The sequence below is a fragment of the Burkholderia sp. BCC0405 genome (genome assembly GCF_902833075.1).
Classification (GTDB): domain Bacteria; phylum Pseudomonadota; class Gammaproteobacteria; order Burkholderiales; family Burkholderiaceae; genus Burkholderia.
Window position 1 is genome coordinate 1 of record NZ_CADFEO010000045.1, and the last position, 11,040, is coordinate 11,040.

General features: G+C 55.3%; 9 protein-coding genes and 4 pseudogenes. 4 read left to right on the forward strand and 9 right to left on the reverse strand.

What is annotated here, in order from left to right; translation table 11 throughout:
- Positions 1-328: pseudogene (istB, locus tag HWX36_RS36320) on the forward strand (IS21-like element ISBcen28 family helper ATPase IstB); the annotation flags it as partial.
- A 395-nt stretch (positions 329-723) separates the two neighbouring features.
- Here the strand turns inward: istB and HWX36_RS36330 are convergent.
- From HWX36_RS36330 to HWX36_RS36345, 4 genes are all read right to left on the reverse strand, one after another.
- Positions 724-1,020, reverse strand: coding sequence for a PDDEXK nuclease domain-containing protein (locus HWX36_RS36330; protein WP_175958522.1), 297 nt, complete (start codon positions 1,018-1,020; stop codon positions 724-726).
- Complete coding sequence (locus HWX36_RS36335; protein WP_175958523.1) at positions 974-2,551, reverse strand: IS66 family transposase; 1,578 nt, start codon at positions 2,549-2,551, stop codon at positions 974-976. The genes HWX36_RS36330 and HWX36_RS36335 overlap by 47 nt, the downstream gene beginning before the upstream one ends.
- Before the next feature lie 62 nt (positions 2,552-2,613).
- On the reverse strand, positions 2,614-2,961 hold the full coding sequence (gene tnpB / locus HWX36_RS36340) for an IS66 family insertion sequence element accessory protein TnpB (protein ID WP_175958524.1): 348 nt from the start codon (positions 2,959-2,961) through the stop codon (positions 2,614-2,616).
- Positions 2,949-3,332 carry a transposase gene (locus HWX36_RS36345; RefSeq protein WP_244136614.1) on the reverse strand — a complete coding sequence of 128 codons (384 nt, stop codon included), beginning with the start codon at positions 3,330-3,332 and terminating at the stop codon, positions 2,949-2,951. Before HWX36_RS36345 ends, tnpB begins: the two co-directional genes overlap by 13 nt.
- An 80-nt stretch (positions 3,333-3,412) precedes the next feature.
- Between HWX36_RS36345 and HWX36_RS36350 the strand changes: the two are divergent.
- Positions 3,413-3,637: pseudogene (locus tag HWX36_RS36350) on the forward strand (contractile injection system protein, VgrG/Pvc8 family); the annotation flags it as partial.
- A 15-nt stretch (positions 3,638-3,652) separates the two neighbouring features.
- Positions 3,653-3,775 (forward strand): annotated as a pseudogene (locus HWX36_RS36355) (integrase core domain-containing protein); the annotation flags it as partial.
- Between the two features lie 46 nt (positions 3,776-3,821).
- Here the strand turns inward: HWX36_RS36355 and HWX36_RS36360 are convergent.
- Positions 3,822-4,559, reverse strand: coding sequence for a DUF2968 domain-containing protein (locus HWX36_RS36360; RefSeq protein ID WP_175958525.1), 738 nt, complete (start codon positions 4,557-4,559; stop codon positions 3,822-3,824).
- 1,256 nt (positions 4,560-5,815) lie between these two features.
- On the opposite strand from HWX36_RS36360, the pseudogene HWX36_RS36365 reads away from it, so the two are divergent.
- A pseudogene (locus HWX36_RS36365) lies at positions 5,816-6,086 on the forward strand (IS5/IS1182 family transposase); the annotation flags it as partial.
- A 111-nt stretch (positions 6,087-6,197) separates the two neighbouring features.
- On the opposite strand, the gene HWX36_RS36370 reads toward HWX36_RS36365, so the two are convergent.
- The 4 genes from HWX36_RS36370 to HWX36_RS36385 form a co-directional block, all read right to left on the reverse strand.
- Entirely contained in the window at positions 6,198-8,156 is a 1,959-nt protein-coding gene (locus HWX36_RS36370) for a hypothetical protein (protein ID WP_175958526.1), read from the reverse strand.
- A gap of 301 nt (positions 8,157-8,457) precedes the next feature.
- Positions 8,458-8,796, reverse strand: coding sequence for an H-NS histone family protein (locus HWX36_RS36375; protein WP_175958527.1), 339 nt, complete (start codon positions 8,794-8,796; stop codon positions 8,458-8,460).
- A gap of 372 nt (positions 8,797-9,168) precedes the next feature.
- Positions 9,169-9,870, reverse strand: a complete 702-nt coding sequence (locus HWX36_RS36380; RefSeq protein WP_244136615.1) for an OmpA family protein — start codon at positions 9,868-9,870, stop codon at positions 9,169-9,171.
- A 90-nt stretch (positions 9,871-9,960) separates the two neighbouring features.
- Positions 9,961-11,040 (reverse strand): YadA-like family protein (locus tag HWX36_RS36385; RefSeq protein WP_175958528.1); only part of this gene is annotated, 1,080 nt, incomplete at its 5' end.

Below are 11,040 nucleotides of genomic sequence, written 5' to 3' on the forward strand. Positions count from 1 at the left end.
CGGTTCCAACGGCGGCAATCTGTTCTTCCAGCTCGTCAACGCCTGCTACGAGCGCTGCGCGATCATCCTGACGTCCAATCGAAGCTTCGGCGAATGGGCTGAAGTGTTCGGCGACAGCGTGGTCGCCGCGGCGCTGCTCGACCGGCTGCTGCACCACGCGATCGTCGTGCAGATCGAGGGCACGTCGTACCGTCTGCGAGAACACGCCGATCTGCTGCCCGACCATCTGCGCAACCGACCATCTTCCCTGAATCACCCGTCCGCTGAACCGGTTCGTCGGCGCCCGGGCCGTCCGCGAAGGAGCTCATCCGATCACATCGCCGGCTGATCACCGTCCGAACAGGGTGGGGAATTTTACTTCGACACTTCTGGGATGCGGAAATTACGTCCGACGTTGACAGGACGTCCTCGTGCGCTTGCCGACCCACAAGGCCAACGACATCGATGCGCTACTGCCGCACCTCTGGCAGCCACACTCGAGCGCCGCCTAAACTCGCTCGTCAAGACGCGTTGGCTAGCCGCTTACAAACGCGCGAGTTCGTACGCTTGTCCATCCGCGACAGGGCATCGCAAACGGTCGCGAGTGCGCGCCCATCTGCCCGCAGTCGCAATCGATCATCGACGGCCCGTAAGCTTGCAAGGAGGAGGTGTTCAAAAAATGCAACTAACTGTTGGATGCCTTCTACCCTTCGACAAAGCGCCCTGCCCTCTCAAGCCACCGAATTATGCAATGTCATCTGGAAGATCGGGACGTAACTCGGCCTCGATCTGATCGATTGTTGGGAGATCAGTCTCGAGTGCTGGCGGGACCTCGCGCATGAGTTGGTATTCGGCCACGCCCATCGGTTTGACCATGCCGCGTAGCGCATATTCTGCGACAAGCCGATTTTTCTCCTTGCAGAGAAGTAGGCCGATGGATGACTGGTCTCCCGGTGCCTTAACCTGCGCGTCGAGCGCGTCTTGACGAGCGAGTTTAGGCGGCGCTCGAGTGTGGCTGCCAGAGGTGCGGCAGTAGCGCATCGATGTCGTTGGCCTTGTGGGTCGGCAAGCGCACGAGGACGTCCTTCAGATAGGCAAGTGGATCGAGCCCGTTCAGTTGCGCCGAGCGAATCAAGCTCATGATGGCGGCCGCGCGCTGCCCCGCGCGCAGCGATCCAGCGAACAGCCAATTGGACCGTCCGACGGCCCACGGACGGATCTGGTTTTCGACCCAGTTGTTGTCGATCGGCACGTTCCCGTCATCGAGGTAGCGGGTGAGTGCGTCCCAACGCTTCAGGCTGTAGTCCAGCGCCTTCGCAATCGCCGAGCCTTCCACAACGGGTTTGCGCTGCGCCACCAGCCATTCATGGAGCACATCGCACACCGGTTTGGCCCGGCGCTGACGAAGCCGCTGCCGTTCGTTGGCATCCAGTGCGGCAGCCTCGCGTTCGATGTCGTAGAGCGCGGTAAAGAACGGCAGGGCCTGCCCGGCAACCTGGCTGCTGTGGTTGGCATGCAATTCAAAGAACTTGCGTCGGGCATGGGCCGCGCATCCGATCTCGGTGATGCCGTGCTGGAACGAGGCCTTGTACCCGCTGTAGTCATCGCACACCAGCTTGCCGTGCCAGCCCTGCAGGAACGTGCGAGCGTGCGCACCGGCGCGGCTCTCCGCGAAGTCGTAGACCACTGCGCGCAGGTCGCTGAAGTGGGTCGGCGTATACGCCCATAGGTATGCCCGGTGCGTCTTGCCCTTGCCGGGGCTGAGCATCTGCACAGGCGTCTCGTCCGCGTGCAGCACACCCTGTTGCAAGATAGCCTGGCGGAGTGCATCGACCAGCGGCTGCAACTGCACGCCACACCGGCCCACCCAGGCACCGAGTGTGGATCTCGGAATGGCCAGTCCCGCACGACCAAAGATCTGTTCCTGGCGATACAGGGGCAAGTGGTCGCCGTACTTGGCGACCAGCACCTGCGCGAGCAATCCGGCAGTGGGCACGCCCTTGTCGATCACATGCGGCGGAACCGGCGCCTGGATCAGCGTCTCGCATGCCTTGCACACCCACTTGCCGCGGATATGCCGCTCCACCGTGAACACGCCCGGCGTGTAGTCCAGCTTCTCGCTCACGTCCTCGCCGATGCGCATGCGTTCGCAACCGCACTGGCACGTCGTGCTGTCCGGTTCGTGATGGATGTCGGTGCGCGGCAGTTGCGGCGGCAGCGGTGCGCGTTTCGGCTGCTCGCGTTGCCGTTCAACTCGTGTCGGCTCAAGCTGTTCGAGCTCCATCTCGATGGCAACCAGGTCGCCATCGATGGCCTCGTCGAGCAGGTTCATCTGCTCACTGTTGAGCTGTTCGCTGCGCCGGCCGAACTGCTGGCGCTTGAGAACCGAGACCTCGTGGGTGAGTTGATCGATACGAGTCTGCCGGTAGCGTAGTTCCCGGTCTCGTTCACTCGCTTCCCGCTCCTTCTCCTTGATCTTCTGGTCCTCCGCCTCGACCTCGGCTATCAGTTGCGCTGTCAGGGCGCGCAACTGTTCCGTGCTGAGTGCGTCGAGGTCGGCAGGCAAGTTCATGCGGGCCAGTCTGCCAGAACCCTGCAGACGGCGGAAGCGCAACTGTTTACGGCGCGCCGCGCTCAGACGACACGGATCACACCGTCCTCGCCGATGCGTTGCCACGGCAAGCCCAGCACCAGGCCGGCCAGCTGTTCGTGCGTCAAGGCACGCTGCTTGGGTTCACTGCCGAGGTGCGGCCAGGCGAACTGCCCCTGGTTCAGGCGTCGCGCGGCCAGCCAGATGCCGATCCCGTCGTGAATCAGGATCTTCATGCGGTTGGCGCGCCGATTGGCGAACAGATAGGCATGGTGTGGGTGAGCGGCGCCGAACACCTTGACCACGCGCGCCAAGGCCGTATCGAAACCGGCGCGCATATCCAGCGGATCGACCGCCAGCCAGATCTCGTCGACACGGATCACCGTAGCCACTCACGCAGCCAGGCGGCGCACTGAGTTGCCTCGGACACCGGCCAACTCACCGTGATCGACTGATCTCCCCGGCGCACCTCGATGCGGATCTCTGGCGAATGCGGACTCGGCGTTCCCAATGCCAACGGCACAAAGGCCGGCAGCGACGCTGGCGTGGCCGGTGGACGGCCCAACGGCTTCTTGGGAAGTCGACCTTCCGCCTGATCGATCCAGCGCCGCAGCAGATTCGTGTTGAGCCTGTGTTCCAGCGCGACCGCCGCAACCGATACGCCGATTCCCTGGCAGGCAGTAACCACCTGCGCTTTGAATTCCTCGCTGTAGCGTTGCCGCCTACGACGCTCGGGGAGTGATTCCGATTCGATAGTGTTCACGTGTCCGCTTATTCGTTAAGTGGACACGATACTCCCAAGCGCCTCGGCCAAACTCAAGACGGGTTGGCTGGCCGCTTACGCGCGTTTTCCGGAAGCGAAGTGTTGTCGACATCCTCGCCGTGATGTTCAACGAATGGCGTCAGCGCAGCCCTGCCCTCGCCCGCGCTTTTGAGTTCGACCTGTCGTTTCTGAATCGCGATCGCTATCCGCCCCGAGAATTGACTCGGCAGGTGAACGAGTCGGACGCCGTATTTGTGCGGCGCCTGTTGCGTCGCGAAGGGATTTCGATCTTCGCGAAGTCCGGAACACGAAATTACTGACAGGCCCTCGAGGCGTGGCGCCGGGACTACAATGAGAGTTGACCTCACATGGCACTCAAGGATTTGACGCCGGGCGAATTCGACCGGCAATACAGCCTTCGGCATACGGCTGAAGGCTCATGAAACCCCCGACACTAACGCTGGAAGCTGTCCAGAAAACCCAAGCGGTTCAAGGCCCTGGTGCCCCACTTATCCGGCTGTCCAAATTTGCGCGACCACCTCTCACGTCCCCTGGTGCGACTGATGAAGACGTTTCAATCTGACGCTGCAGTTGCTGGACTTCACTCTGGAGCTGCCGTAACTGAGTACGTGTACGTCCATTCTCCACTCTCAACGTAGCAGATTCATTTGCAACCTGCCGCTGCCACGCCTGGGATCTGGCCTGCTGCACGCGTGCCACATCAAGATCGGCCTGTAAGCGCTCCGCACGATTTGTCGACAAAGCGATCATGCGCTCGATCAATGTTTTCTGAGCCTGTAGCTGGGCCCGGCGGATTTCCAGCGCCCCCAAATTGACAGTTTTCTGAACAAAGGCTGCATATAAGGCGTCAACTTGTACTTCGTCTTGCGATTTGATCACTCGCCAGAAATGACGATCCTGGAACAAGGCAACGTAGTAGGCCATTTGCGGCGGATAAAAGAGCACGGACGCGCCGTAGCTTCCATTATATGTCGTGCGCAACTCAACCAGGCTTCCGTCCTGAATCTTCTGAATCAGCTCGCCCACGGTACCAACCAGGTCTGGAGGAGCGCTTGATTGTGGCGTCAAGGTACCCATTGCAGGACGTGCACCCACGATCGGGACGGGCTGCGCGACTTCCTCGGCGTGCACCCCCCCAATAGATTGCCAGAGGATGACGGCCACACCGTACAAGAAGCCGCGCTTGAGGTACGTGAGAAATTTCATACATTCGCGTTGCGCGCCTGCGACTAAAGACAGGGGTTCTACAGGTAAAGCACAGGACACGATAGACGCTTCATTTGATAAACGCATTAGGTATGTCGGTGATGCGTTGGTTGACCACATGGCGGGCCCATTCGGTAGGATCAGGATGAGAAACACTGGTGGCCCGATTCCCAGGTTCGTCTGTCGAGCCGGTAAGCCCTAAGTAATCCTCCAGAGTGGACGGGCCAGCAGATATCCAATTTGGCAAAGTAGATTCGCTGCTTGATCGGGTATGCCGATGCGTGCCGACATGTTGCCTCGTTGACGCGATGTTCATCCGCCGCATCACGTGTGTTGCGCTGTGTCCGGAGCCCGAACGCACTGACGAACGCGGGCGCGGATTCACAGCCAACGGGCTAACCGCCTGCTGGGGCGACTGATTCGTGTGATCGTTGGACGTGGGAACCGTTCGGATCACTGTCGGCACCGACAGCGGCGATCGATCCACGATCAGTGGCTTCCGTGAGACAACGGTTGCTGGTACCGCTAGATTGGGCGGCAATCCCGGCCGTTCAGCCGGCCGCCACAGCTCTTGCGATATTAACCACGCCAGCAGACTGAATACGCCTAGCGTGCCAGCGGCGACTGCTAATCTGAAGCGACTGTTTTTTCCGGGCACGGCCCGCATCGCGCGCGCGCTCAATACGCGGCCTGCCGGGCCCCAGGGCCGGCCTGACACGGAAGGACCCCATAGCGTCGACCAGATCATCGGCACATCGCATCCGCGCGCCACCAAGATCCACTCCTGGATCCCCTTGAGGCCAAAGGGTTGAGTTGGGTAGCCCGACCCTATGGGAGACATAAGTGAAATCAAGCGCATGATGCGGATTCCTTGCAAGCCGCTCACGTAGGCTGGATGATCCTGGACCTGAGCTTCGAGCCGGCTCAACGTTGCATACAATTGCAGTTGGCTAGCACTCGTATTCACAATACCCTCCCCTATCGCGCTACCGCATTGGCACGGCCCGCGTGCCGTGCTCTCCACACTTGGATCATCCCATCCACGCAAACCATTGAGCCGTTTCGATTTAACCGCCTTGTGCGAAGCGTAGTGTAAGACTTTGCTCTGATATAAATCTCAACTTTCGCCACCGAAACATTTGACCCTGCCTCGCTTTCACGTACAACAACTCATGCGGCGCTCAACCTAGCCTCGTAATCGAGGGGAACAAGGTAGTCGATCGAGGTATGCAGGCGTTGCGACGACCAGTTGAATCCGCCCAAAACGTCCGAGCAAACTGTATGCAGATAAGGGCTATAACTTCGCTCGTTGCCGGCGTTATCTGGGACAGCGTGGCATCAAGGCCCATATCGCCCGTCGTGGCGTAGAAAACAGTGAGCGGCTCGGACGACATCGCTGAGTGGTCGGCCACGCATGCCTGGTTCACCGGGTTCGGTAAGCTTCGTATTCGCTTTGTGCGTCGCCTCGATACCCATGTCGCTTTGCTCTTCCTGGCCGCCGCGATCATCTGCTCGCGATTCGTGGATTATTTGCGTTGGCGATTCTTAATTGGTTTCGATTGCACAAATCGCCCCCTCCAGAAACAGGACTCACGCGCCAAGAACATCGAGATTGACATTTGTCGAATATTAATTACCTCAACTCAAGACGCGAACCTTACTCGCGACAAATTTCTCAAAAGAAGATACACATTCTTTATTCACCAAATTCTTAAGTCTTTTCGGCAATTCATTTTTATACCATCTCACGTAATCTAAATTCGCCGCGCACCCGCCAACCAACTCAATTAAATCATCTTTGTTATTCGCAACAAGCTCAGGAAAATCTAGATATTGCATAATCGCAGAAGCGTGTCTTTGCCGCATAAACGTCCCGGCCATGCAAACCACCAACGCATTTCCATGTAGCGCATCTAACACTGTGTTATGCCCGGACCACGATGGATTATCGAGAAACAAATCACTAAGACCATTCAGCCTAACAAAGTCTGCGTGCGACAATTTGTCTCGAATAAATTTTACGTGCCGATCATAAGAAAGTCCGTGCCGCTCAAATGCCATCCTCAACCGATCCTCGAAAATTCTAACATGCCCATCATCCGCGCGCGCCAGAAAAACGAACTTGCACCTATTCCCAATTCTAATCGCAATCTCGGCATACAAATGATCATCGCCCGGAACATATTTAAAGGTAGACTGCGACGACAAAATAATAAAATCGGAATCATCAAGACCAAAATATGATCTTCCAACATCATTCAATTTTGGATAATCAAAAGAATATACACAACCCAGACCTGGAAGTAAAAAAACCTTCTCTCGATAATGAGATTTCGCATCGGGCGATTCCATGGCAGCCGGAGATACGACGTAATCGACTTTTGCTGACCCGGACGTTTCGGGATGCCCCAGCATTTGCAACTGAAGCGGCGCCATTCTCAAGCATGTCAAGCAGTATGAACTGAAATTCATACCAACATCCGCAAAAACGATAACGTCGGGCGCGTCTTTCTCCAATTGATAAATTATATCGCCAATGTAGGATTTCTTGCAAAAATAATCAGACAATGATCGAGCATATTCCGTGACAGAATCGTCACTATTCCCCATGTGATAGGTATATATTTCGAACAAGTCTCGATCAAGGTTTTCATAAAATCCACACATTGGGATCTTCCAAACCGAATGCCCAAAGACATATGCCGACACAAATGCAATTCTGATCTTCTTTTTATCAGATTGTTTTTTGCGTTTGATGAAATTTTCGGTAACGCGCTGCTCCGCATCACCAAATGCTGCTTGCACAATACGACCAACCTGATCATTAAAACGATTCAGCAAGTCGACATTCAATCTTCCATTGTATGTAAGATAAAATAGAGCGTCGCACCATATATCCCGAAACTCCTCAGCGAGTGAATTCGGTCTACGTAAAGCGGCCGAAACATCACCCTCCATTTCAGACAGTGCGCGATCTATCGATAATCTGATCGCCTCGATCTGTTCATCGGACGAGTAAACTACGGGCAATCGAAGCGCAACTTTCTGAACAATTCCCGCCACGCTTCCAGGATTCAATTCTACTGAACGGCATGCATTTTTGATGGCCTTATTATCTTCACCCAAATAATATTGAATGTACGCCAATTTCGAACGAAGCTCAGCATCCTCTGGATGGCGCTCCAAATACTCTGATAGATGTTTCTCTGCGAGAGATCTATATTTATTTTCTCCCACGAGCAGAAATGCCGCATACGCTGCATTTCGGACAGACCGCCGATCATCTGGTGCCAAATTTGCGGCTACAGCATAGCTCTCGTATGCCTGAACGCTTAAATTTTGTCGCTCAAAGCAAACTCCTAGATTATTGAATGGATCGCCCCAATGTGGGGCCAGCTCGCATGCCCGTTGAAATAGCGGGACCGCGAGCCTGTAATCCCCGGCGCGAAGTCTCATATTTCCGGCGAGATAATACAAGTCCGCATTACAAACGGAATCCAGAAGTTGCGGCGTAAGAATAGCCTCTATCTTTTCAGACAAATTCTCGTTTAGAGCCAGCCTTACCAGCTCAACAACCGCCAATTTAACTATTTCCATGATCGCATCATCATTAAAAGTATATGATCACAAAAAAACTCCGCAAGCCTGATCTACAAAGTCACACTCTTGGGCAAGCTGTTTTTTGATTTTTCGCCATCGAATGGTATATCGCATATTCAAAATCCCCGTCCACGATATCACGCTTTTGCTTATTATCAACCAAAAGCAATTCAATTGATTTGCGACATCCAATTTTCTATGATTTCAGCAACAAATCACAAGAAGTAACGTCATGCACGAAAATCAATCGACAAATTATATTGATTGGAAACTTGTTTAATTGCGGTCCGACAAACAATTATTCACTTTTCAACCCGCCAGGCACGTGGCCTGACTTACTCTCTTCGTGTATCGGTATCGAAAATTCTCGACGGTCGCGACCAATAATCCAGCGAGGCTCTCGGCCGCGCCCTGACCAAGTTTCGCCGGTCGATTTGTTCCAATATTTCGGAGCTATGCGTCCGTTTGATGTCGGTTTTGATCTGCGAGACTTTAACAAATCATCGTGAGATATTCCGCTAGCCTCAAGTACTGCCACTACACGCTCAACAATCAGTTTAATCTCGTGCTCTCGTGCCAAATCGATTTCACGGCTCAGCATCGCATATTCCGCCAATAGCATTCCATATTTCTTCATTCCGATTTCCCATTAAACGCTTGCGACTGACGAAATGCAAGTTTCGCCAACGACTGCGACTCGTGCGACCAGACATGCTTTCCAAATTCTTACGCAAGCAATTTTCCTATACATCTGCGGACGCCTATCGCTCAGTTCATAGTACATTACGCGTTAGGCCAATAACCTCGCAAGCTGTCCGAAAGTGTAGCGCACCTCCACTTGTTTCCCCCTATTTCCACCAAACATCTCACTTGATTATTAATCTCACCAATTCCGCCTTTACAATTTACTCAGCCGGCTATCGTTGTTGGCTTGGTTAATAATGACCGTCGCGCCCGCGGCTTGGCCGGGGAGAAAAAATAGTGCGCGACGGTTCAAAGAGAGAATTATTTATTTCAACGTTAGCTCAACTCGTCTATTTTTGGCTCGCCCCAATACGGTTGAATTCGAAGCTACCGGATCTTGCTTACCATACCCTTTGGAAACAAAATCCATTGCCGCCAGACCATGACTCTTCAGATAAATGATTACCGATTGTGCGCGCCGCTCCGACAGCGTTTGATTGTATCGATCCGACCCCACCGAATCCGTATAACCGTATGCAGCCACCGTTTTGAACGTCACTCCATTCGCCTGCTCAATCAAGTCATCAAGTCGGCTTCGAGCCTGGGGTGTCAGTGTCGACTGCGCTGTATCGAAGTTCGCATCACCACTGAGCGTAATCGCTTTCGGCAACGGGGGCGGCGATGGTTGCGCTTGAATGTTCGGCTTCGGCTTAGCTACGACAGGTGCTGCGCCACATTGAAACCAAAGTTCACGTGAGCTGGCTACGGCGCCAATCCACGTCGCATCAATCGGACGTACCGGTTGGCCTTGGCATGCCGCTTGTGCTTCTTCCTGGCAGACATTTGATCCTTCGAACACGCCATAGCACATTACTCTGTATGCAGACTCGCCATTTAACAGCTTCATCGCATATGTGTTATAGGTCAAACCAGCACGTTCTGGGCTTGACGGCCAACCACATCCGCTTAGTAGCGTTGTCACCAATAGCGAACCAGCCAGCAGCCTCATCTTATTCAGATTAATCATAAATATACCTTATATGCAGTTTTAGTTAGGGTTTCGAAGCTATCAAGAAGGTGCTACGCACCTTCCTGCACAACGTCTTTTACCCCACAACTACCACTGCCAACTCGTGCCGACCCCGACTGCAGTCCCACCAGCCCCACTCACGCTTACGCTAAGCCTCGCTTTCCAGTTTTGCGCAATTCGGACACTTGCCCCGATTGCGCCAGCCGAGTAGCCTTGATACGTGCCATATCCAATACCGACCGAGATAGTCTTACCTTGATCAACGTCCGGAATATTGGCCATCGCAGCAATGCTGGCAATCCCCGCGAACGCTTTGCCGCGAACGTCCGACATTTGTTCAGATACAGAGTTAAGCTGCGATACATTCACCGCGTCGGTCGGAGCAACCCCGGGAGCTACGTTAGTCAAACGCCGCTCGTTACCTGGTGTGCCGAACGACACCGTGTTCGGTTGTGTCGCCACAGAGCCGGCACCGATCGCTACGGAGTTAGCCCCTGCTGCGGTTGAATTCGAACCCAGTGCCGTGCTGTTCGGACCTGAAGCCCTCGCATTTTGGCCAAACGCACTGCTGTTTGTACCCGATGCCAATGCACCTTGGCCGGTCGCCGTGCTGTTGTCGCCCCAGGCCATTGTGCCTTGACCCAGCGCCGTACTGTTATTGCCTGTTGCTTGCGCGTTCTGACCATCGGCCTTGCTGTTGTTACCAGACGCAATCGACCCTTGACCGTTCGCTGTGCTGTTGGTACCCGATGCCGTCGAGCCCTGGCCAGTTGCGGTACTGTTAGCACCCGATGCCGTAGATGCCTGGCCCGTCGCCGTACTGTTGTTGCCCGACGCCGTCGATGCCTGACCCGTCGCCGTGCTGTTGTTGCCCGCCGCATTCGATGCCTGGCCCGTCGCCGTGCTGTTGTTACCTGCAGCCGCCGATGCCTGACCCGTTGCCGTGCCGTTGTCGCCCGCCGCATTCGATGCCTGGCCCGTCGCCGTGCTGTTGTTGCCTGCAGCCGCCGATGCCTGACCCGTTGCCGTGCCGTTGTCGCCCGCCGCATTCGATGCCTGGCCCGTCGCCGTGCTGTTGTTGCCTGCAGCCGCCGATGCCTGACCCGTTGCCGTGCCGTTGTCGCCCGCCGCATTCGATGCCTGGCCCGTCGCCGTGCTGTTGTTGCC

Bases quoted from the DNA above. Each gene is read 5' to 3' on its own strand.
- HWX36_RS36330 (WP_175958522.1), bottom strand. From the start codon at position 1,020: ATGCGCTACTGCCGCACCTCTGGCAGCCACACTCGAGCGCCGCCTAAA.
- HWX36_RS36335 (WP_175958523.1), bottom strand. From the start codon at position 2,551: ATGAACTTGCCTGCCGACCTCGACGCACTCAGCACGGAACAGTTGCGC.
- HWX36_RS36360 (WP_175958525.1), bottom strand. From the start codon at position 4,559: ATGAAATTTCTCACGTACCTCAAGCGCGGCTTCTTGTACGGTGTGGCC.
- HWX36_RS36370 (WP_175958526.1), bottom strand. From the start codon at position 8,156: ATGGAAATAGTTAAATTGGCGGTTGTTGAGCTGGTAAGGCTGGCTCTA.
- HWX36_RS36375 (WP_175958527.1), bottom strand. From the start codon at position 8,796: ATGAAGAAATATGGAATGCTATTGGCGGAATATGCGATGCTGAGCCGT.
- HWX36_RS36380 (WP_244136615.1), bottom strand. From the start codon at position 9,870: ATGATTAATCTGAATAAGATGAGGCTGCTGGCTGGTTCGCTATTGGTG.